This window comes from Falsiroseomonas sp. CW058 (genome assembly GCF_050563535.1).
Taxonomy (GTDB): Bacteria; Pseudomonadota; Alphaproteobacteria; order Acetobacterales; family Acetobacteraceae; genus Falsiroseomonas.
Genome location: NZ_JBNXUO010000046.1, coordinates 1 through 20441, shown reverse-complemented (window position 1 = coordinate 20441; position 20441 = coordinate 1). Strand labels below are relative to the sequence as shown.

At 75.3% G+C, this 20441-nt stretch carries 18 protein-coding genes; 5 read left to right on the top strand and 13 right to left on the bottom strand.

Going from position 1 to position 20441, the window contains the following annotated elements:
* Position 1: 1 nt before the first annotated feature.
* The 7 genes from purH to ACK8OX_RS23380 form a co-directional block, all read right to left on the bottom strand.
* Positions 2–1576 (bottom strand): bifunctional phosphoribosylaminoimidazolecarboxamide formyltransferase/IMP cyclohydrolase, encoded by a 1575-nt coding sequence (gene purH, locus ACK8OX_RS23410; RefSeq protein WP_430666687.1) that lies wholly within the window; start codon positions 1574–1576, stop codon positions 2–4.
* A 57-nt stretch (positions 1577–1633) separates the two neighbouring features.
* The gene (locus ACK8OX_RS23405) at positions 1634–2746 is read right to left on the bottom strand and encodes a glycosyltransferase family 4 protein (RefSeq protein ID WP_430666686.1); all 1113 of its coding nucleotides are present in this window, start codon (positions 2744–2746) and stop codon (positions 1634–1636) included.
* A gap of 51 nt (positions 2747–2797) precedes the next feature.
* On the bottom strand, positions 2798–4459 hold the full coding sequence (locus tag ACK8OX_RS23400; RefSeq protein WP_430666684.1) for a heparinase II/III family protein: 1662 nt from the start codon (positions 4457–4459) through the stop codon (positions 2798–2800).
* Positions 4459–5130 carry a ribulose-phosphate 3-epimerase gene (gene rpe / locus ACK8OX_RS23395; RefSeq protein WP_430666683.1) on the bottom strand — a complete coding sequence of 224 codons (672 nt, stop codon included), beginning with the start codon at positions 5128–5130 and terminating at the stop codon, positions 4459–4461. The genes ACK8OX_RS23400 and rpe overlap by 1 nt, the downstream gene beginning before the upstream one ends.
* A 111-nt stretch (positions 5131–5241) precedes the next feature.
* Positions 5242–5772, bottom strand: coding sequence for a c-type cytochrome (locus ACK8OX_RS23390; protein WP_430666682.1), 531 nt, complete (start codon positions 5770–5772; stop codon positions 5242–5244).
* Positions 5769–7217, bottom strand: coding sequence for a PQQ-dependent sugar dehydrogenase (locus ACK8OX_RS23385; RefSeq protein ID WP_430666681.1), 1449 nt, complete (start codon positions 7215–7217; stop codon positions 5769–5771). Before ACK8OX_RS23385 ends, ACK8OX_RS23390 begins: the two co-directional genes overlap by 4 nt.
* A 70-nt stretch (positions 7218–7287) precedes the next feature.
* Positions 7288–7758 carry an Lrp/AsnC family transcriptional regulator gene (locus ACK8OX_RS23380; protein ID WP_430666680.1) on the bottom strand — a complete coding sequence of 157 codons (471 nt, stop codon included), beginning with the start codon at positions 7756–7758 and terminating at the stop codon, positions 7288–7290.
* A gap of 89 nt (positions 7759–7847) precedes the next feature.
* On the opposite strand from ACK8OX_RS23380, the gene ACK8OX_RS23375 reads away from it, so the two are divergent.
* Positions 7848–8876: a Bug family tripartite tricarboxylate transporter substrate binding protein gene (locus ACK8OX_RS23375; RefSeq protein WP_430666679.1), complete on the top strand. Its 1029-nt coding sequence runs from the start codon at positions 7848–7850 to the stop codon at positions 8874–8876.
* Between the two features lie 130 nt (positions 8877–9006).
* On the opposite strand, the gene ACK8OX_RS23370 is transcribed toward ACK8OX_RS23375, so the two are convergent.
* Entirely contained in the window at positions 9007–9657 is a 651-nt protein-coding gene (locus tag ACK8OX_RS23370; RefSeq protein WP_430666678.1) for a LolA family protein, read from the bottom strand.
* Positions 9658–9799: 142 nt separating this feature from the next.
* On the opposite strand from ACK8OX_RS23370, the gene ACK8OX_RS23365 reads away from it, so the two are divergent.
* A complete protein-coding gene (locus ACK8OX_RS23365; protein WP_430666677.1) occupies positions 9800–10066 on the top strand; it encodes a hypothetical protein in 267 nt (88 codons plus the stop codon).
* A 13-nt stretch (positions 10067–10079) separates the two neighbouring features.
* Here ACK8OX_RS23365 and ACK8OX_RS23360 read toward each other — a convergent pair whose 3' ends face one another.
* A complete protein-coding gene (locus ACK8OX_RS23360) occupies positions 10080–10703 on the bottom strand; it encodes a DUF4412 domain-containing protein (protein ID WP_430666676.1) in 624 nt (207 codons plus the stop codon).
* Between the two features lie 78 nt (positions 10704–10781).
* Positions 10782–13409 carry a response regulator gene (locus tag ACK8OX_RS23355; protein ID WP_430666675.1) on the bottom strand — a complete coding sequence of 876 codons (2628 nt, stop codon included), beginning with the start codon at positions 13407–13409 and terminating at the stop codon, positions 10782–10784.
* 145 nt (positions 13410–13554) lie between these two features.
* Between ACK8OX_RS23355 and ACK8OX_RS23350 the strand changes: the two genes are divergently transcribed.
* The 3 genes from ACK8OX_RS23350 to ACK8OX_RS23340 are packed head-to-tail and all read left to right on the top strand — an operon-like array spanning position 13555 to position 16844.
* Entirely contained in the window at positions 13555–14313 is a 759-nt protein-coding gene (locus ACK8OX_RS23350) for a substrate-binding periplasmic protein (RefSeq protein ID WP_430666674.1), read from the top strand.
* Between the two features lie 49 nt (positions 14314–14362).
* Positions 14363–16153 carry a DNA mismatch repair endonuclease MutL gene (gene mutL, locus ACK8OX_RS23345; RefSeq protein WP_430666673.1) on the top strand — a complete coding sequence of 597 codons (1791 nt, stop codon included), beginning with the start codon at positions 14363–14365 and terminating at the stop codon, positions 16151–16153.
* Positions 16154–16184: 31 nt separating this feature from the next.
* Positions 16185–16844 carry an MBL fold metallo-hydrolase gene (locus ACK8OX_RS23340; protein ID WP_430666671.1) on the top strand — a complete coding sequence of 220 codons (660 nt, stop codon included), beginning with the start codon at positions 16185–16187 and terminating at the stop codon, positions 16842–16844.
* Positions 16845–16856: 12 nt separating this feature from the next.
* On the opposite strand, the gene ACK8OX_RS23335 is transcribed toward ACK8OX_RS23340, so the two are convergent.
* The 3 genes from ACK8OX_RS23335 to ACK8OX_RS23325 form a co-directional block, all read right to left on the bottom strand.
* Positions 16857–17978 (bottom strand): divergent polysaccharide deacetylase family protein, encoded by a 1122-nt coding sequence (locus ACK8OX_RS23335; RefSeq protein WP_430666670.1) that lies wholly within the window; start codon positions 17976–17978, stop codon positions 16857–16859.
* Between the two features lie 19 nt (positions 17979–17997).
* Positions 17998–19482 carry a S41 family peptidase gene (locus tag ACK8OX_RS23330; protein WP_430666669.1) on the bottom strand — a complete coding sequence of 495 codons (1485 nt, stop codon included), beginning with the start codon at positions 19480–19482 and terminating at the stop codon, positions 17998–18000.
* 106 nt (positions 19483–19588) lie between these two features.
* On the bottom strand, positions 19589–20441 hold an 853-nt coding region (locus tag ACK8OX_RS23325; protein ID WP_430666668.1), incomplete at its 5' end, for a murein hydrolase activator EnvC family protein.

The following is a 20441-nucleotide window of genomic DNA, read 5'->3' as shown; positions in this document are numbered from 1 at the left end:
GTCAATGGCGGAAGTGGCGCATGCCGGTGAAGACCATGGCGAGGCCCGCCCGGTCCGCGGCCGCGATCACCTCGGCGTCGCGGATGGACCCGCCGGGCTGGATCACCGCCGTCACCCCCGCCGCGGCGGCCGCTTCCAGCCCGTCCGCGAAGGGGAAGAAGGCGTCGGAGGCGACGACGCTGCCCTTCGCCAGGCTTTCCGGCAGGCCCGCGGCCTTCGCCGCCGCCTCGGCCTTCCAGGCGGCGATGCGGCTGCTCTCGACCCGGTTCATCTGCCCCGCGCCGATGCCCACCGTGGCCAGCCCCTTCGCATAGACGATGGCGTTCGACTTGACGTGCTTGCAGACGCGGAAGGCGAACAGCATGTCGGCCAGCTCCGCCGGCGCGGGCGCGCGCTGCGTGACGACGCGCAGCGCCGCTTCCGCCACGCGGCCCGCATCGCGCGTCTGCGCCAGGAAGCCGCCCGCCACCGACTTCAGCAGCAGCCCCGGCGCCGCCGGGTCGGGCAGGGCGCCGGTCAGCAGCAGGCGCAGGTTCTTCTTCCGCGCGAAGACCGCCCGCGCGCCCGCATCCGCATCCGGCGCCACCACCACCTCGGTGAAGATCGCGGCGATGCGCTCGGCCGCCGCCGCGTCCAGCGGGCGGTTCGCCGCGACGATGCCGCCGAAGGCCGATACGGCGTCGCAGCGCAGCGCCAGGTCCCAGGCGGCGGCGAGGTCGTCGGCCTCCGCCACGCCGCAGGGATTGGCGTGCTTCACGATGACGATGGCCGGGCGGTCGAATTCCGCCACGCATTCAAAGGCGGCGTCGGTGTCGTTCAGGTTGTTGTAGGACAGTTCCTTGCCCTGCAACTGCGTCGCGGTGGCGAGCCCCGGGCGGTTCGTGCCGTCCACGTAGAAGGCCGCCCCCTGGTGCGGGTTCTCGCCGTAGCGCAGCGGCTGGCGCAGCAGCCCGGCGGCGACGAGCCGCTGCGGGAAGGCCTCGCCCGCCTGGCCCGCGAACCAGGCCGAGATCGCGGCGTCATAGGCGGCGGTGCGGGCATAGGCCGCCTGCGCGAAGCGGCGGCGCGTGGCCGCCGTGGTGCCGCCCGCCTCCAGCTCCGCCCGCACCTCGGCGAGTTGCGCGGGCTCGGTCACCACCACGACGGAGGCGTGGTTCTTGGCCGCGCTGCGGATCATCGCCGGGCCGCCGATGTCGATGTTCTCGATGCAGTCGTCGAAGCCGGCGCCCTGCGCGACCGTCGCCTCGAAGGGATAGAGGTTGACGGCGACGAGGTCGATCGGCGCGATCGCGTGGCGTTCCATCTGCGCCAGGTGCTCCGGCAGGTCGCGCCGGCCGAGCAGCCCGCCATGCACCTGCGGCACCAGGGTCTTCACCCGCCCGTCCAGGATCTCGGGGAAGCCGGTGTGGTCGGAGACGTCCTTCACCGGGATGCCGGCCGCGCGGATCGCGGCCGCGGTGCCGCCGGTGGAGAGGATCTCGGCCCCCTGTCCGGCGAGGAAGCGCGCGAAGTCCACGATCCCCGCCTTGTCGGAGACGGAGAGCAGCGCGCGGCGGACGGGGATTCGGTCGGTCATGTCATGCGGTCCGGGGAGGGCGGGTGGCGCGCCGTATGGACCCGGCCGCCCGGCGCATCAACCTTCGAGAAGCGCGATGGTGCGCTGCACGATCCGCGCCTCGTCGAAGCGGTCCAGCGCGCGGGCGCGCCCGGCCTCGCCCATCAGCCGCCGCAGGCCGGGGTTCCCCGCCAGCCGCGCCAGCGCCAGCGCCAGCGGCTTCGCGGTGGCGGGCGGCACCAGCAGGCCGGTCTCGCCTTCCACCACCTGCTCCCGCGGGCCGCGGATGTCGGTCGCCACCACGGGCAGGCCGGTCAGCATCGCCTCGATGATGGACATCGGCAGCCCCTCGAAATGCGAGGGCAGGGCGAAGACATCCGCCGCGGCCAGGATGCGCGGCACGTCGTCGCGGTAGCCGAGCCGCACGAGGCGCCGCCCGAGCACCCCCGCCGCGCGGGCGAAATGCGGCTCCAGGTCCTCGCCATGGTCGGTCGGCAGGCGTTCGCCGACCACCCAGAGCACGCAGTTGGCGGGCGTCGCCTCCATGGCGCGCAGCAGTTCCGGATAGCCCTTGTGCCGCACCAGGCGGGAGACGGCGACCACCACGCAGTCCTCCTCCCGCGCGCCGAACTGCGCGCGCAGCGCGACGCGCGCCGCGGGGTCGGGGCGGAAGCGGGCGGGGTCGCGCCCGTTCAGCACCGCGGTCGCGCCCGGGTGGATGCCGAGGCGGCGCGCATCGGCCGCCTCCTCCTCGCTCACCGTCAGGTAGGTGTCGGTGATGCGCCCGGCCGCGCGTTCCAGCGCCAGCGACAGCGCGGCGCGCCAGCGCGGCCCCGGCTGGTTGAACAGGAAACCGTGGCAGGTGTAGGCGATGCGCGGCACCCCCGCGATGCGCGCCGCCGCCCGCGCCAGCAGCCCGCTGATCGGCATGTGGGCATGCACCAGGTCCGGCTTCTCGGCCCGCATGATGGCGACCAGCGCGGCCAGGCAGCGCGCCTGCGCCACCGGGTTCATGCTGCGCGCCATCGGGGCGTGCAGCACGCGGAACCCCTCGGCCCGCGGCTGGTCGAGCAGGGGGCCCCCGGCGCAGACGCCCGCCACCTCGTGCCCGCGCGCGCGCAGGCCGCGCATCAGCGGCAGCAGGAAGTGCCGCAGCGAGAAGTCCACGTTGGTGACTTCGAGGATCTTCATGCGGGCGTGCCGGCGGAGGCCTTCGCGGGGCGGGACATGCGCGCCGGCCCGCTACTCCGCCGACGGCTCCGGCACTGGCGCGCCGGGCATGCTGACGCGGCCGATAGCCCACTGGATGCTCGCCGCGCCCGGTTCCGCGTGCAGCGCGACCTGCTGGCTGCGCCGGGGCTCGGCCGCGAGGTAGATGCTCTCCTCGATCGCCACGCGCGCGCCCTTGGCGCGCAGGCGCCAGCCGGCGCCGTCGGCCAGGCGCAGCAGCACGCCGGCCTCGTCGGTCTGGAGACTGGCGACCACGCCGGGATGCAGGTGGAAGCGCACCACGAAGCCCGGGACCGCCGCGTCGCGCTCCGGCTCCAGCACATCCTCCCCGCGCAGGTCGTCGCCGGATTCCGAGAGGTAGAAGCGGCGGCGGTGGCGCAGGCCGAACTGGCGCACCCATCCGTCATGGCTCGCCTCCAGCCACTGCGCGCCGGCCGATTCCTGCCGGTCCGCCTCCACCGCCTCCACCCGGCGGCCGAGCCCCTCGGGCTTCAGCTCGCTCGAATTGGTGTCGGCCAGGACCAGGGCGGAATGGGCGGCGGTGGCGCGCAGCGCGTCGCGCCATTCGCCTTCCGCCGCCGGCGCGGCGCCGCAATTGACGATGACGCGGTTGCGCCCGACCGACATCTCGAAGGACAGCGTGCCGGCATGGGCGAAGCGGTCGGCGCCGCGCGGCAGGCCGCCGGCGCCTTCGCGCCGGGCGGCCGGCGGGGCGCCGCAATCGACGATCACCAGCGTGCGGCTCGCCGCCAGGCGCTGGAAGCCGGTCTCGCGCAGGTAGGTCGGCGCGCGCCCGCGGGACTGGCTCTGGGTCAGCACCAGGTCGACCACCGTCACCAGCTCGTCGCGGGTGCCGTTGAACAGCGCCAGCCCGCCATCGGCGTGGCGCATCAGCCGCAGCGCCGGCGCCGCGCGGTCGATCGTCGCGGCGAGCTGGGGCGGCGCCTCCACCCCCGCGCCATGCAGCAGGTTGCGGATCTCGATCAGGTCCTGGAGCGCGAGGAGCTGCTGGCCCGGGCTGCGCTCGACATGGCCGCCATCGGGGTGGAACTGGCGTTCCAGCTCCGGCGGCAGGAAGCGCACGCAGCGGGCGAGCCAGGTCTCCTCCTCCAGCGCGACGGCCGCCGCCATCGCGCCCTTCAGCGCGACCAGCGCGCCGCGATGCGCGGCCTCGGCCGGCAGCCCCGCGACCAGGCCGCGCGCATCCTGCGCCATGCGCTGCATCAGCTGCCGGCGGAACCCGTCCTCCGCCGTGGCGGCGAGGAAGTCCCAATGGCCGAGCCAGGCGGAGATGCGCGCCCCCGCCACCTCCGGCGCCTCGGCCAGCGGGTCCTGCGCGGCGAGCGCGAGCCAGTCGGCCGTCAGCGCGCGGCCGCGCAGCCGCGCCGCGTCGGTGCCCAGCGCGCGCAGGTCCCGCAGCCAGGCGAAGCCGTGGGCGGCGGCGCGCCAATGGGCCGACCCCCCGGCGGGGCCCCAGTCCTGCGTGCCGTCGGCTTCCGCCGGGCGCAGCGGGCGGACGGTGCCCGCCACCTCGAACTCGCCCCGCAGCAGCCGCGCGCCGCGCGCGGCCTCGCCCGGCCAGAGGTCGCGGAAGGACCGCGCCGGCCCGTCCGGCACCCGGATGGGCTTGAGGTTGGCCAGGATGCGGCGCGCGCCGCGCAGGATGCCTTCCATCAGCCGCCCCCCTCGCCCCCCCTGATCGCCGCGATCGCCGCGCGGTAGTCGCGCGCGCCGAACACGGCCGTCCCCGCCACCAGCACATCCGCCCCGGCCGCCACGCAGTCCCGCGCCGTCTCCGCCGTGACCCCGCCATCCACCTGCAGCGCGATATCGCGCCCCGTCGCATCGATCATGGCGCGCAAGGCGGCGATCCTGGCAAGCTGGGAACGGATGAAGGACTGCCCGCCGAAGCCGGGGTTCACCGACATCACCAGGACCAGGTCCACGAGGTCGAGCACCGGCTCCACCGCCGCCAGCGGCGTCGCGGGGTTCAGCACCACCCCCGCCTTCTTGCCGAGCGCCCGGATGGTCTGGAGCGAGCGGTGCAGGTGCGGCCCCGCCTCGGGGTGGAGGCTGATCAGGTCGGCGCCGGCCTCGGCGAAGGCGGCCAGGTAGGGATCGGCCGGGGCGATCATCAGGTGCACGTCGAAGGGGATGGCCGCGTGCTTCCGCAGCGCCTTCACCAGGGCGGGCCCGAAGGAGATGTTGGGGACGAAATGACCGTCCATGATGTCGAGGTGGAGCCAGTCGGCGCCGGCGGCCGCGACGGCGCGCACCTCCTCGCCCAGGCGGGCGAAGTCGGCGGCGAGGAGGGAGGGGGCGATCCTGACGGGGGAGGCGGGCATGGCCCGGGGGTTCTAGCCGCCATGACCCGTGCCGCAAACCTGTCAGGGGCCGGGAAAGCGGTGCCGGGGCAAGGTTGATCGGCCATCCGCCCCGTCAGGCGCGCCGCCAGGTCAGTGGACCCCGGGGCCCGAGGCCATCGCGGCGGCCCGGCGCGCCTCCTCCCGTTCCGGGCCCGGCACGGCCAGGCGGCGGACATAGGCGATGACGCGCAGCACCTGGTCCTGGGTCATGCCGTGGCGCTTCCAGCTCCGCATCGCGCCGAAGCCGCCGCCATAGACGATGGAGAACATCCCGGCATCCTCGGCCGAGGTCGCATAGACCCACTCCGCCCGGTCGAGCGGGGGCGCGTTGCCGCCGCTGCCGTCGTACAGGTGGCAGAAGGAACAGTGCCGGCGGTAGAGCAGCCGCCCCGCCGCGATCGCCGCCGCATCCTCCCGGTAGGGGTTGCGGCCGCTGCGCAGGAACTGCCCCACCGCCTCGCCCGGCACCTCGCCGGGCAGCGGCGTGAGGTCGAGCGGCTCGCCGCTCGGGAGGTGGAGGAAGGCCGGGGGCTCCGGCTCCGGCTCGTCCGGCAGGAGGCCGGCGGCGGCCAGCAGCGGCAGGGCGGCTGCCAGCGCCAGCCGGCGCAGCACGGAGGTCACCGGCGGATGCGCGGCGCGCCGAGCGCGGCGCGGCTGGCGTCCGGCGGCACCTCGGCGCTCGGCAGGAAGCGCCAGAGCGCGCCGGGCGGGTTCGCATCGGGCGACCGGTCGCCGTAGTTGCAGTTGCAGTTCACCATCAGCACCCGCCCGTCCTCGTCCACCGCGCCGCCCGTGGGCTGGAGCGCGACGCGCATGATCTCCGGCATGCGCCAGCGGCCGGCGGCGCCGTCCCAGGCCAGCGCCCAGATCCGCCCCGAGCACCAGTCGCCGACGAGGTAGGCGCCGCCCGGCGCCGCATCCTCCAGCACGCCGAGGCCGATGGCCGAGCAGGCCCAGTCCGCCTGCAGCGGCGGGGATTCCGGCCAGGGGCGGAGATGCGGGACCTGCGCCACCGGCAGGGTGCCGTGCACCGCGCAATCCGGCCGCCCGCCGGTGGGCGGGAAGCAATGCGCGGCCTCCATCCTGGGCCAGCCGAAGTTCCGCCCCGCGCCTTCGCCCGGCGGCAGCCAGTTCACCTCCTCCCACCCGATGTCGCCGACATCGACCAGCCACAGCGCGCCGTCGCGGCCGAAGTGGAAGCTGTAGGGGTTGCGCAGCCCGACCACCCAGGAAAGCCGCCGCCAGCGCAGCTGCCGCTCCGCCGCGCCCTTACCGACCACGCCCGCCCGTTCCAGCAGGCCGAGCGCGGCGCCATAGGCCCGGTGCCAGGGGCGCATGAAGGGGTTGCCGGGGGGCACGCGATGGGGTTCGTCCCCGGGTGCATCCGCATCAAGGCGCAGCACCCGGCCATAGGCCTGGTCGGCGCGCTGCGCCGCTTCCGCCCAGCCCGCGTCGCCGCGGCCGACATACAGCATCCCGTCCGGGCCGAAGGCGATGGTGCCACCATTGTGGTGGAACTGCAGCTGCGGGATCTGCAGCAGCACCTTGCGCGTCGCCTGCGCGCGTTCGGGCGTGACGTGATCGGGGCTGGCGGGATCGACGGTGTGGCGCACCACCATGCCCGCGCCGTTCTCCCGCGTGGAGGAGTAGTGGACGAAGAAGTGCCCGTTCTCCCGGAAGCGCGGGTGGAAGGCGACGGACCAGAGCCCCTGTTCGAGGAAGCCGGAGGCCACCTCGGGGTGGGGCGCGCCCGGCTGGTCGGAGGCGAGGTCGAGGAAGGGCTGGTCGAGCAGCCGGCCCTCCCGCGTCACCACGCGGATGCGGCCGGCGCGTTCGACGACGAAGATCCGCCCGGTGCCGTCATGCGCAGCGGCGACGCCGACCGGCTCGCGGAACCCGTCGGCCACCTGCACCAGCGTCAGGGCGGGGAAGCCGGCGATGAGGCCGCCGGGCTGCGCGACCTCCTCCCGGCTCGACGGAACCCGCTGCGCCGCGGCCGGCAGGGCCAGGAGCGGGAGGGCGGCGATCAGCGCGGCCGCGAGGCGCCGGCATCTGCGATGGAGCATCGTCCGGACCCAACGCGCGGCACGCGCGAACGATCCACCGGTTTCGGCAGGCGGGGAAGGCGCCGCCGCGTCAGATCGGCAGCGCCGTCGTGCCCTTCACGCGTTCCATCGCGAAGCGGCCCGTGACCTTGCGGAGCGACGGCACGGCGGCCACGAAGCGGCGGTAGAAGGCGTCGTAGCCCGCCATGTCCGCCACCACGACGCGCAGCAGGTAGTCCACGTCGCCGCCGAGCCGCCAGCACTCCACGATCTCGGGCAGGCTGTCCACCGCGGCGGCGAAGCGGGCGATCCATTCGGCGGAATGGTCGCCCGTCTCCACCGCGACGAAGACCGAGATGGGCAGGCCGACCCGGGTTGGGTCCACCAGGGCCACCCGGCCAGTGATGACGCCCTGCTCTTCCATCCGGCGGATGCGCTTCCAGCAGGGGGTGGGGGTCAGCCCGACCTCCTGCGCGATCTCGGCCAGCGAGCGGGAGGCGTCCTGCATCAGCAGGCGCAGGATCTCGCGGTCGATGCGGTCCAACTCCGCGGTGGCGGGCATGGTGGAACTCCCTCGGCGTGGTATGCGAGGGAAATAGCAGAAAAATCTTTCACTTGCAGCCGTTCGCGTCTTTCGAAGAAAAGAATTCCATGAGCAAGCCAGTTTCGCCCGCGGCAGGCGCATCCCGCCGCGCCCTCCTCGCCCTCCTCGCGGCCGGCGGCCTGCCGGCGCTGGCCCGCCCCGCCGCGGCGCGGCCCGCCTTTGCGCAGGACCCCTCCGCCCCCTTCCCGGACCGGCCGGTGCGGATGATCATCCCGGTCGCGCCGGGCGGCAGCCTCGACATCCTCGGGCGCACCTTCGCCCGGCAGATGACCCCCGTGCTCGGCCAGCCCGTGGTGGCGGAGAACCATCCGGGCGCGGGCAGCAACCTCGCCTTCGAACTGGTGGCGCGCGCGCGGCCGGACGGGCACACGCTGCTGGTGGGCTCCGACCCGCTGACGATCAACCCCTCGCTCTATCGCCGGGTCGGCTTCCACCCGGTGCGCGACTTCGCGCCCATCGCCGAACTGGTGCGCGCGCCGCAGGTGCTGGTGGTGCACCCGACGCATCCGGCGACCGACCTCGCCTCCTTCCTGCGCCTCGCGCGGCAGGCGGAAGGGCGGATGACCATGGCGTCGCAGGGCAATGGCTCGATCGGGCACCTGACCGGCGCCGTGCTGTCGCGCCGCGCCGAGGTGGCCTTCACCCATGTGCCCTATCGCGGCGGCGGGCCCGCCGTGATCGATGTGGTGGCCGGCCATGTGGAGGCGCTGCTCGTCACCCTGCCCGCCGCGATCGAGCACATCCGCGGCGGCCGGCTGAAGGCGCTGGCGGTGTCGTCCGGCACGCGCAGCGGCGCGCTGCCCGATGTGCCGACCATCGCCGAAGGGGGCTTCCCCGGCTTCGACATCGTGACCTGGCAGGGCATCCTGGCCACCGCCGGCACGCCGGAGCCGGTCATCGCCCGGCTGCACACGGTGCTGGTGGAGGCGCTGCGCCGCCCCGACGTGGCGGAGGGGCTGAGGAGCCAGGGCTTCGAGGTGACGGGCACGAACCCGGAAGCCTTCGCCGCCCTGATCCGGGAGGAGGCGAATCGCTGGCCGCCCGTGGTGCGGCTGGCCAACGCGCAGCTCGATTGATGTAGGCCGCACGAAGGTCTCACCTTCGTGCCCGTCATGCCGCCGTGCGTTTTCGCGTCAACGGGAACGCACGACCGCCTGATGCCGCCGCCCCGCGCGAACGGGGGCGGGCGGCGGCAGGGGCGTGCCCCTATCGCCGCATCCCCTCCCGGTCGAGGAAGGTGGGGTCGTTGAAGTCGAAGATGCGGTTGTCGGGGCGGGTGGTGGTGTCCACCTCGTAGAGCGTCACCCGCGTCTCCCGCCCCTGCGCGTCGAGCACGGTCCATTGCCGCAGCTCGAAGGGGTCCTCCTGGAAGGCGAGGCCGAGCCGTCCCTCGGCCGCCGCGCCGGTGCGGTGCAGGAAGACGCGCAGGAACCCGCCCGAACGCTCGGTCCCCGTCACCGTGATGTCGCCGGACAGCCGGATCTCCGGCCGCAGCAGCAGGCCGAGCGGGGTGGAGGCGGCCGGCACGATGCTGGGCTGGCGCAGTTCCCGGTCGAACATCATCACCTGCCCGCCCGAGGCGACGAGCAGCGTCGGCTCCGGCGGGTCGTAGTCGAAGCGCATCCGGCCGGGGCGGCTGATCCAGGCCGTGCCCTGCGCCGTCGCGCCGTTCTGCGCCACCTGGAGGAAGCGCGCGCGTAGCGTGCGCATGGCGTTCAGATAGGCCTCGATCCGCGCCAGGGCGGCGCGGTCGATGGCGGCGGGGGCCGGCGCGGGCGCGGGCGCGGGTGGGCGGGTCTGCGCCAGGGCCGGCAGGCTGGCGAGGGTCGCGGCGGCGAGCAGGCTGCGTCGGAACATGCGCCAGATGTGGCCCCTCCCGCGGCGCAGGGGAAGGCGGGGCGGGTCCCCGGCGCGTTAACCATCGCGAAAGCCGGGCGCCGCTAGGCTCCGCCCCGTCAGACGGCCAGGAGGGTCGCCCCCAGCAGACCGGAGCGTCCCCATGCCCTTCGATTTCGCCGCCGCGACGCTGCCGCCGGACCTCGCGCCGCTGCACGGCGTGCCCCGGCACCTGCTGGTCGCCCATGCGCTGGAACAGCTGCCGCCCGCGCTGCGCGGCCTGGTGGCCGAGATGGAGGTGACGGAGGCGGGCAGCGTGCTCCACATGGGGATCGAGGTGGACCGCATCGCCTGGCGCGCGGTCTGGCGCCGCCCCGGAATGCCGGTGGCCAGCGGCAGCTTCGGCGTGTGGAACGGCGAGCCGGTCTGATCCCGGGCGCCGGCTACCGGCCGGGCTGCCCGCCCGGCATGCCCCCGCCCGGCAGCCCGGGGATGCCACCCGGGATCTGCACCGACTGGTAGCCCTGTGGGCGCTGGAAGCGGGACGGGTCCTGCGGCCCGTAGCTGACCTGCGTCGCCTCCATCCCGCCGGATTGGCCCTGCGCGGTTCCCCGCGCGCGCAGCATCACGCCATCGGCGGTGATGCAGGCGGTGCCGGAATTGCCACGGTCCTGGTAGGTCCAGACCTGGCAGGCAAGCCCGGCCACCGTGTCGGTCCCGGTGCGGCGATAGGTCGCATTGGCGGAAGGGCCGTATTGCTGCATCGCCTGCTGCACCGGCACCTCCATCACCATGCGCTGCTGCTGCATCACCATGAAGCCGCGCTGGGTGCGGTGGTCGGCCACCATGTAGCCGAGCGGCCCCATGTCCATGCGCGAGACCTGCGGGGCTGCCAGCCAGGAGATCGCGATGGACTGCGGCGCGCCCTGGGGTGTCCCTTGGGGCGCCCCGCCGGTGATGCGGTAGGTGACGCTGACGTCGCGCGTCGGGTGGAGCGGCGGCCTGTCCTGCGCGGCGGCGGGGGCGGCGGCAAGGGTGGCCAGGGCAGCCAGGGTCGCGGCGCGCATGGGGCGGCTTCCTCTCCGGTCGCGGGACTGTAGGGGCGGCCGCCGGCGCGCGTCCACCGGCGGCCGCGCCCGAAGCGGTCAGGCCGCGCCGGAAGCCGGGGCAGGGGCGGCGAGGCCGAGCTTCCGCAGCAGCGTGTCGCGCTGCACCGGCTTGCCCAGGTAGTCGTCCATCCCGGCCTGGCGGCACTGCCGTTCGAATTCGGGGCCGACTGCGGCGGTCAGGCCGATGATGCGCGTGCGGCGGTTGGGGCCGGGCTGGCCACGGATGCCGCGCGTCGCCTCCAGCCCGTCCATCACCGGCATCTGCAGGTCCATCAGGATCACGTCGAACGGCGCCTCCCGCGCGGCCGCCACGGCCTGCGCGCCGTCGCCCGCCACCTGCACCGCCGCGCCGGCACGCGCCAGGATGGTCTTCATCACCAGCTGGTTGGTCGCGTTGTCCTCCACCAGCAGCACGCGCACCTGGGCGGAAGGCTCCGCCGCAGCGGGGGGCGGCGCGGCGGGGGCGGGCCGAGCGGCGGCGCGCGGTGCCAGCGCCTGCAGCAGCGCATCGCGCATCCGCCCCGGCAGGGCGGGCTTCAGCAGCAGCCCGTCCAGCACCCCCTGGCCCGATGCCTCGCGCGGGTCGGCCGAGCCGCTGGCGCAGAGCAGCAGCCGCGGGCGGCCATAGGCGTCCCAATGCGCCCGGATGTGGCGCGCCAGCGCCAGCCCGTCGCCATCGGGCAACTGCCCGTCCAGCACCGCGGCCTCGAAGGCGCGGCCGGCGGCGGCGGCGGCGCGCAGGGCCGCCAGCGCCTGGGCGCCATCGCCGACCGAGGCCGCCTCCGCCCCCATCCCGGCCAGCTGGCGGACCAGGATCTCCCGGTTCAGGGGGAGGTCGTCCACCACCAGCACGCGCCGCCCGGCGAGCCCGCCGATGGGCGGCGCCGCCCCTTCCACCCGGTCCATCCGGACGGTGAAGCGGAAGATGCTGCCGCCGCCGTTGCGCACGCCGGCGAGGCGGGGCACCGCCTCGATCCCGCCGCCCATGCCTTCCGCAAGCCGCCGGCAGATCGCGAGGCCGAGCCCGGTGCCGCCGTATTTGCGGGTGATCGAGGCATCGGCCTGGGTGAAGCGTTCGAACAGCATCGGCACCTTGTCGCGTTCCAGCCCGATGCCGGTGTCCGACACGCTGACCCGCAGCCGCCAGTAGTCCAGCTCCGGCTCGATCGAGATGGCCACCTGGATCCAGCCCGTCTCGGTGAACTTCACCGCGTTGCCGACCAGGTTGAACAGCATCTGCCGCAGCCGCCCCGGGTCGCCCCGCACGCGGTCCGGCAGGTCCGGCGCCAGCGCCGCCACCAGCTCCACCCCCTTGGCGGCGGCGCGCGGGGCGAAGAGCTCGACGATGGTCGAGATCTCCTGCTCGATGTTGAAGGGCACGCTTTCCAGCTGCAGCGCGCCGGCCTCCAGCTTCGAGAAGTCGAGGATGTCGTTCAGCACCATCATCAGGTGCTCGGCGCTGCCCTGGATCGTCTCCGCGTAGCGGCGCTGGAGCGGGTCGAGCCGCGTGTCCATCAGCAGGCCGGTCATGCCGATGACGCCGTTCATCGGCGTGCGGATCTCGTGGCTCATCGCCGCGAGGAACTCCTCCTTCGCGCGGGAGGCGGCGACCGCCCGCCGCTCGCTCTCGGCGAGCCGCTGGCCCTGCACCTTCAGCGCCTGCGCCTGGCGCACCAGCAGCCAGAGCGCGACGAGGGTGACGATGGCCGCCGCCGCGACGCCGGCGGCCAGCAGCGCGCCGAGCCGGTGCGCGGTGTCGAGCGCGTCGTCGCGCGACCGCGCGGCCTCGATCACGAAGACGCCCTGGCGGGTGACGGCGAAGGCGGCGACCACCTCCCTCCCGTCCTGGTCCAGCCCGGCCCAGCTCCCGCTTTCGCGCCGCGGCAGGAAGTCGCGGAACATCCAGGCGGAGGAGTTCAGCTCCCCCACCCCGTCCGTGCGGCCGTCGGACCGCGCCAGCAGCAGGCCCTGGAAGGAATGGATGCGGATCGCCGTGCCGAAGCTGTCCGCATGGCGGCGCGCGACGCCGACGAGGTAGTCGGGGTTCAGCACGCCGACGACGGTGCCCAGGAATTCGCCGCGCGGCCCGCGCAGCGCACGCGCCATCGGGATGGCGTAGAGCCCGCCGGACTGCGCGATGGCGCGGCCGGGCGGGCCGAGGAAGCGCCCCGCCTCGGGCGCGCCGAGCCGGGTGGTCTGCCCGCCGAAGCGCAGCAGGCGGAACCATTCGCGGTCGCCGACGGTCGCCTCGCGCAGGCCCTCGATGGAGCTCGCGACGATGAAGCCCTGCGCGTCGGTGATCAGCAGCGCGCGCAGCTGCGGCAGGTCGCGGATGCGCGGGCCGATCTGCCGCGTCACCGCGCCGGGGTCGCCCTCCGCCAGGCGCTCCGCCGCGTCGAGCATCACGAGGTCCACCGTCTGCACCGCGCGGGTCAGCTGGTCCGCGAGGCCGGCGGCCACCCCCTGTGTCAGGCGCTCCGCCTCGGCCAGGGCGTCCTGCTGGCCGCGATGCATCAGGATGCTGTAGATGCCGACGAGACAGAGCGCGACCAGCCCGACCGCGGCCGAGAACAGCAGCCAGGGCCGCGGCTCGGGCGGCCTCGGGGCACCGAGGCCGAGCGAGCGCCGGAGCGTCCGACGGAGCTGGGCGATGCGGGGTTTCATTGTTGCGACGGCAGTTATCGCAAGTCTCGTCTTAATTTGCGAGTCTCGTGACGGGCTGCGGGCGCAGGGTTTGGGGCAACATCGGCCCGGCGCGGCTTTCGCGCCACAGCCCGCGCAGCTTCCCGGCGCATCGGCGCAACCCTCGGTGGCGACGCCGCCTGCGGTGCCACCCCAGGCGGTGCCGGGCCGGCTTGCGGCGATCCGCGCCCGGGGCGAGCTGCAGGTCTGCATGTGGCCCGAATACTTCGCCATCTCCTTCCGCAACCCCCGCAACGGCGAGCTGGAGGGCATCGACATCGACATGGCGCGCGCGCTGGCCGCGCGGCTCGGCCATCGCGTCGCATTCGTCGAGACCAACTTCGCCGAATTCATGGACCGGCTGGAGGAGGGCGCCTGCGACATCGCGATGATGGCGGTCGGCGTCACGCCGGCGCGGGCGCAGCGCGTGGCCTTCACCAAGCCCTACCTGGCCAGCCCGGTCCTTGCGGTGACCACGCGCACCAATGCACGCATCCAGTCCTGGCGCGACATCGACAACCCCGGCACCGTCGTCGCCGTGGCGTCGGGGACGGTGATGGAGCCGCTGATGCGCGAGACGCTGCGCAACGCGGAGCTGATGGTGGTGCGCGCCCCCCGCACGCGTGAGGGGGAGGTGCTGTCCGGCCGCGCCGACGTCTTCATGTCGGACTTCCCCTACACGCGGCGCATGGTGCTGATGCATGACTGGGCGCGCGTGATCGACCCGCCGGCCCGCTTCGGCGAGACGCTCTACGCCTATGCCGTGCCGCGCGGCGACGCCGCCTGGCTGAACGAGGTCAACGCCTTCCTGGAAGGCGCGCGCGTCGACGGCACGCTGGCCCGCGCGGCGGCGCGGCATGGGCTGAGCCCGATCCTGCTGCCCTGAACCGCCCCTGGCCCTTGCCCACCGACTCCCGCCGGCGCATCTCTGGCGGATGGCCGCAGCGCGGATTCGCCTCCTGCCCGAGACCACCGCCAACCGCATCGCGGCCGGCGAGGTGGTGGAGCGCCCGGCCGCCGCGGTGAAGGAGCTGGTGGAGAACGCGCTCGACGCCGGGGCGCGCCGCGTCTCGGTCTGCCTGGAGGAAGGCGGCATCGGCCGCATCCTCGTGGAGGACGATGGCGGCGGCATGGGGCCGGAGGACCTGGCGCTGGCCGTCCAGCGCCACGCCACCTCCAAGCTGCCGGAGGAGGGCATGCTGTTCCGCATCGCCACCCTCGGCTTCCGGGGGGAGGCGCTGCCCTCGATCGGCGCCGTCTCCCGCCTCACGCTCACCTCCCGCAACGGGTCGGGCGGCGCCTTCGCGATCGCGGTGGAGGGCGGGCGGACATCCGCCGTCACCCCCGCCGCCGGCGCGCCGGGGACGCGGGTGGAGGTGCGGGACCTGTTCTTCGCCACCCCCGCCCGCCGCGCCTTCCTGAAATCCCCCCGCAGCGAGGCGGAGGCGGCGGTGGAGGCGGTGGAGCGGCTCGCCATGGCCTGGCCGGAGGTGGGATTCCGCGTCGAGGTCGACGGCCGCACCGCGCTGTCGCTCGCCCCGCAGCCGCGCGAGGCGCGGATCGCCGCCCTGCTCGGCCCGGATTTCGCCACGGCCGCGCTGCCGGTGGAGGCGGCGCGGGGCGGGCTCGTGCTGTCCGGCCTCGCCGCCGCGGCGACGCATCACCGCGCCACCGGCGCGGCGCAGCACCTCGTCGTCAACCGCCGACCGGTGCGCGACCCGCAGCTGAAGACGGCGCTGCGCGTGGCCTACCGGGACCTGATCCCGCGCGGGCGGCACCCGGCGGCCGCGCTGTTCCTCGACCTCCCGCCCGAGGCGGTGGACGTGAACGTCCACCCGATGAAGACCGAGCTGCGCTTCCGCGATTCGGAAGGCGTGCGCGGCCTGCTGATCTCCGCGCTGCGCCGCGCCCTGGCGGTGGGGGCGGGCGGCGCCGTGCCGGAGGGGCTGGCCCAGGGGGCGGCCCCGGGGCTTGCCGGGGAGGAGCGCGGCGGCTTCGCCGAGATGCAGGCGCCGGTGGCGGCCACGCCGTCCTGGCGACCCTCGCCCGGCTGGCGGCCGCAGGCCGCGCCGCCCGCCGCGCCCGCCCTGCCGCTGGGCTTCGCCCCGCCCGCCCCGGCGCCGCTGCCGGAGATGCGGGCGGAAGGCCCGCTCGGCCGCCCGATCGGCCAGGTGCTCGACACCTACATCCTGGCCGAGGCGCCGGACGGCACGCTGGTGCTGGTGGACCAGCACGCCGCGCATGAACGCCTGACGCATGAGGCGCTGCACGCGCAGCTCGTCGCGGGCGGGGTGCGCGCCCAGCCCCTGCTGCTGCCAGCGGTGGTGGAACTGCCCGCCGCCGATGTCGCCCGCCTGCTGGACCGCGCGGCGGATCTCGCGCGGCTCGGGCTCGAGATCGAGGGCTTCGGCCCCGGCGCGGTGCTGGTGCGCGCCACGCCCGCGCTGCTCGGCGCGCCGGAGCCCGCGCCGATCCTGCGCGACCTGGCGGCGGAACTGGCCGAGATGGGCGAATCGCTGGCGCTGGCGGACCGGCTGGACGCGGCGGTGGCGCGGCTCGCCTGCCACGGCTCGATCCGCGCGGGGCGCCGCATGAAGCCCGAGGAGATGGCGGCGCTGCTGCGCCAGATGGAGGCGACGCCGCGCGCCGCCACCTGCAGCCATGGGCGGCCCACCGTGCTGAAGCTCGGCAAGGCGGAGCTGGAGCGGCTGTTCGGGCGGCGTTGACGCGCGCGCCCCGCCACGGCACGCAGTCGCCATGCCGAAGCTGCAAGCCGCCCAGATCGCCGTCACCCCCTTCCAGCAGAACTGCGCCCTGATCTGGGACGCGGAAAGCGGCCGCGGCACCGTCATCGATCCCGGCGGCGACCTGCCGCGCATCGAGGCCGCGATCGCGCGCGCGGGCTGCGGCATCGACCAGATCCTGCTGACGCATGGCCATCTGGACCATGCCGGCGGCGCGATGGCGCTGAAGGCGGCGCTGGAGGCGGCGCAGGGGGCGCCGGTGCCGATCCTCGGCCCCGACCGGCGCGACGAGTTCCTGCTGCGGGGCATCGCCGCCCAGGCGCGGCAATACGGGCTGGAGGGGATGGAGGACGCCACCCCCGACCGCTGGCTCGCGGAAGGGGAGACGGTTGTCATCGCCGGCCACGACTTCGCCGTGCTGCACTGCCCCGGCCATTCGCCGGGCCATGTCGTCTTCGCCTCCGCCGCGCTGGGCTTCGCGGTGGTGGGGGATGTGCTGTTCCGCGGCTCGATCGGGCGGACCGACTTCCCCTATGGCGACCACGCGGCGCTGATCGACGCGATCGTCACCAAGCTGCTGCCGCTCGGCGACGGGATGCGCTTCCTCTGCGGCCACGGGCCGGGCTCGACCTTCGGCGAGGAACGCCGCGGCAACCCCTTCCTGCCGCGCTGACGCCCGGCCGCCTCACCGCTCCGTCGGGCGCCGGATCACCGCGGTGACGGGCGCGATCACCGCGCCCCGCGCCTCGAGTCCCGCGCTCCAGGCCGCGATGGCCGCCACCACGGAGGGCACCGGGTCGCCGGCATAGCCGAGCGCGGAGCCGTTCTGCCGCGCCAGTCCTTCCAGGTCCGCCAGGCGCCGCTCCACCTCGCCGCGGGTCGGCGGTTCGTCCAGCACCACATCCGCGCTGCGGCCGAAGGCCCGCGCAGGCGGGGGCGCGCCGGGGCGCGGGTCGATGTAGAGCAGGCCGCGATTGGTCAGCGTCGCCTGCAGCGTGCCCAGCAGTTCCGGGTTGCCGGCGAAGCGTTCGCCGCGCATCCCGCCTTCCGCGCCGATGGCGCCGACCTGCCCCTGGATGCGCGACAGCGCCCAGTCCAGCCGGTCCAGGTTGTCGCCGATGGTGAGCCCGGTCAGCAGCGCGCGGTCGCCGGGGTCGGCGCGGCTGCCGAAGCCCGCGGGTTCCAGCGGCAGCGCGGTCAGCAATTCCATCCCCTTCGCGCGGGCGCGGTCCAGCAGCGCCTCGGGCCGCTGGGCATAGGGGCTGAAGGCGAGGGTGACGCCGCCGGGCAGGCGGCGGATCGCCTCCTCGCTGTGCTGGCCGTTCAGGCCCATGCCGCCGATGACGATGGCGATGCGCGGGCGCCGGTCCTCGCGGTCGAAGGCGCGGGCATAGGTGCGGATGGCGCTGCGGCTCTCCGGCCCGAGCCGCGGCACCGGGCCGTGGGTGGAGGGTGCGAGCAGCGCGGGGTCGGGCGGCGCGATGACGGGATCGGCGGCGACGCGGCGGGCGGCGGGTTCGGCCAGCGGTGGCGGCGGCGGGGCGACGGGTGGCGCCGCCGCGGCGGCGGGCGGCGGCGCGGGCGGCGGCACCGGGGCGGCCGGGGGCGCCGCGGCCGCCGGCGGCGGGACGGCCGGCGCCGAGGCCTGCGCCGAGTCCTGCGCCACCGGGGCCGGTGCCGCCTCCGCCGCAGGCGCCGCCGGGCCGGGCGGCGGCCCGAGCCAGGCGAGCACCCCGGCCCCGCCGCCGATCAGGGCGAGCACGACGACCCAGAAGATCCCCAGTGCCCGGAGGCTCAGCAGTCGCATCGGGCCGGGGCAGCCTGTCCTAGCGTTGGGCGCGGCGCTGCGGCCCACCCTGGGCGGCGGCCAGGTTGCGCAGGAACTGCACGGCCTGCTGCAGCTGGTGATCCGTTTCCGGCCGCGCGGCGTCGAAGGCGGGGGCGCCTTCCGCCGGCACGCGCACCACGCGGTCCTGCACGCCGGCCGGCAGGTTCAGCGGCGGCAGCGGCGGCGGCGGGGGCTGCTGCGCCTGGGACTGGCGTTCCGCGTCGTTGCGGAGCGCGCGGCGCAGGTCGGCCTCGCGGTCGCGCTGCGGGGCGTTGGGGTCGGGGCGGGTGGCCAGCACCTCGATGTCGGGGTCGATGCCGGTCGCCTGGATGGAGCGGCCGGACGGCGTGTAGTAGCGCGCGGTGGTCAGCCGGATCGCGCCCTGGCCGGGGATGGGCATCACGGTCTGGACGCTGCCCTTGCCGAAGCTCTTCACCCCCATGACGACCGCGCGGCGGTGGTCCTGGAGCGCGCCGGCCACGATCTCGCTGGCGGAGGCGCTGCCGCCGTTGATGAGCACCACCATCGGCAGGCCCTGCGCGATGTCGCCCGAGCGCGCATTCCACCGCTGCGCGTCCTCGCTGCGGCGGGCGCGGGTGGAGACGATCTCCCCCTGGTCGAGGAAGTCGTCCGCGACCTGCACCGCCTGGTCCAGCAGCCCGCCCGGGTTGTTCCGCAGGTCGAGCACCAGGCCGCGCAGGTTGCCGCCGGCCTGCTGGCGCATGGTGCTGACCGCCCGGCGCAGCGCGGCTTCCGTCTGCTCGTTGAAGGCGGACAGGCGCACATAGGCGACGTCGTTGCCCTCCAGCCGGAAGCGGGCGACCTGCGGGCGGATCACGTCGCGGGTCAGCGAGAGCTCCACCGGCCGGGCCTCGCCCTCGCGCCGGATGGTCAGGCGGATGGCGGTGCCGCGCTCCCCGCGCATCTGCTCCACCGCTTCCTGCAGCGTCAGGCCCTGGGTGGACTGGCCGTTCAGGTGGGTGATGACGTCGCCCGGCCGCACGCCGGCGCGCGCCGCGGGCGTCTCGTCGATCGGGGAGATGACCTTGACGTAGCCGTTCTCCTGCGTGACCTCGATGCCGAGGCCGCCGAACTCGCCGCGCGTCTGCACCTGCATGTCGCGGAAGCTGCGCGGGTTCATGTAGGAGCTGTGGGGGTCGAGCCCCTGGAGCATGCCGTTGATCGCGTTCTCGATCACATCGCGGTCGCTGACCGGCTCGACATATTCCGCGCGGATGCGTTCGAACACGTCGCCGAACAGGTTGAGCAGGCGATAGGTCTCCGCCCGCCCGCCATCCTGCGCCCAGGCCTGGATGGTGGGGACCGCGATGACCGGGCCGACCACGGCGCCGGCCACGAAGGCGGCGGCGACCGCGCCCGCGGTGCGCAGGCGGCGCCGGCGTTCGGGGGCCTGCCCCCTTTCCGCCGTCACCACCGCGCCCAGGCTCGGCACCCGTCCGTCACGCTGCGACTCGCCGCCCATGCGACCACCCGATGCTTGGGCCGACGGCCCTTCCCGGCCGCCCGCCTGACCACAATGCCCCCCGGGCGATGACCCGGAGGTTACTCTGCCCCGCGCCGGCGGCGCGCTAGCCCCGCGCGGCGAACCACGGCCGGGGATCCACCGGCTGGCCGTTGCGCCGCAACTCCACATAGAGGGAAGCGCCGCCACCGCCAGCCCCGCCGAGCACGCCAACCGGCTCGCCTGCCAGCAGCCTCTGTCCGGCAGTTGCGTCGAGCCGGTCCATGCCGGCAAGAACAAAATGGTATCCCCCGCCGCAGTCCACAATCAACAAGAGCCCGTAGGAACGGAACGGCGCCGCATACATCGCCCGCCCCCCGCAGGGCGAGACGACGCGCGCGCCGGCTGCCGCGGCGAAGGTCAGGCCGCGATGCACCCCGCCGGCCGCAGCCTCCCCCCAGCCCGTGGCGACCCGGCCGGCCACCGGCAGGGCGCGGCCGCCGGCGGGCGGCGGGGGAAGCGCGGCGGACCGCGCCGCGCCGGCCCGACCCTCGGCCTGGGGGGCGGGACGCGCGCGGCCTTCCTCGGCGGTGCGCCTCTCGCGCGCCTCCTCGGCGAGCCTTCTTTCGCGCGCCTCCTCGGCGAGCCGCCGCTCGCGCACATCTTCAGCGCGACGCCGCGCCTCCTCGGCGGCGCGGGCCGTGGCGCTGGCGCGGTCCTCGGCCTCGCGCCGGGCCTGCTCGCGCTCCAGCTGGCGGAGCATCGCGGCCAGGTCGCGCGCCTGGGCGGCGGCGGCCTGGGCGCGTTCGGCGGCCCGGTCCTCGGCCTCGTCGGCGGCCGCCCGGCGGCGGCGGGCCTCGGAAAGCTCCGCCTCCACCGCCGCGGCGGTGGCCCGCGCACGCGCCTCGGCCGTTTCCAGCGCCTCTGCCTCCGCGGCGGCGGCGGCGGCGGCGGATGCGGCGTCCCGCTGCGCGGCGCGC

What these genes read in the sequence shown, in the direction of transcription:
- ACK8OX_RS23380 (WP_430666680.1), bottom strand. Translation starts at nt 7,758, where the DNA reads ATGCCCGCCACCGCGGAGTTGGACCGCATCGACCGCGAGATCCTGCGC.
- ACK8OX_RS23375 (WP_430666679.1), top strand. Translation starts at nt 7,848, where the DNA reads ATGAGCAAGCCAGTTTCGCCCGCGGCAGGCGCATCCCGCCGCGCCCTC.
- ACK8OX_RS23355 (WP_430666675.1), bottom strand. Translation starts at nt 13,409, where the DNA reads ATGAAACCCCGCATCGCCCAGCTCCGTCGGACGCTCCGGCGCTCGCTC.
- ACK8OX_RS23405 (WP_430666686.1), bottom strand. Translation starts at nt 2,746, where the DNA reads ATGAAGATCCTCGAAGTCACCAACGTGGACTTCTCGCTGCGGCACTTC.
- ACK8OX_RS23400 (WP_430666684.1), bottom strand. Translation starts at nt 4,459, where the DNA reads ATGGAAGGCATCCTGCGCGGCGCGCGCCGCATCCTGGCCAACCTCAAG.
- ACK8OX_RS23365 (WP_430666677.1), top strand. Translation starts at nt 9,800, where the DNA reads ATGCCCTTCGATTTCGCCGCCGCGACGCTGCCGCCGGACCTCGCGCCG.
- ACK8OX_RS23340 (WP_430666671.1), top strand. Translation starts at nt 16,185, where the DNA reads ATGCCGAAGCTGCAAGCCGCCCAGATCGCCGTCACCCCCTTCCAGCAG.
- ACK8OX_RS23330 (WP_430666669.1), bottom strand. Translation starts at nt 19,482, where the DNA reads ATGGGCGGCGAGTCGCAGCGTGACGGACGGGTGCCGAGCCTGGGCGCG.
- rpe (WP_430666683.1), bottom strand. Translation starts at nt 5,130, where the DNA reads ATGCCCGCCTCCCCCGTCAGGATCGCCCCCTCCCTCCTCGCCGCCGAC.
- ACK8OX_RS23335 (WP_430666670.1), bottom strand. Translation starts at nt 17,978, where the DNA reads ATGCGACTGCTGAGCCTCCGGGCACTGGGGATCTTCTGGGTCGTCGTG.
- ACK8OX_RS23360 (WP_430666676.1), bottom strand. Translation starts at nt 10,703, where the DNA reads ATGCGCGCCGCGACCCTGGCTGCCCTGGCCACCCTTGCCGCCGCCCCC.
- ACK8OX_RS23385 (WP_430666681.1), bottom strand. Translation starts at nt 7,217, where the DNA reads ATGCTCCATCGCAGATGCCGGCGCCTCGCGGCCGCGCTGATCGCCGCC.
- purH (WP_430666687.1), bottom strand. Translation starts at nt 1,576, where the DNA reads ATGACCGACCGAATCCCCGTCCGCCGCGCGCTGCTCTCCGTCTCCGAC.
- mutL (WP_430666673.1), top strand. Translation starts at nt 14,363, where the DNA reads ATGGCCGCAGCGCGGATTCGCCTCCTGCCCGAGACCACCGCCAACCGC.
- ACK8OX_RS23370 (WP_430666678.1), bottom strand. Translation starts at nt 9,657, where the DNA reads ATGTTCCGACGCAGCCTGCTCGCCGCCGCGACCCTCGCCAGCCTGCCG.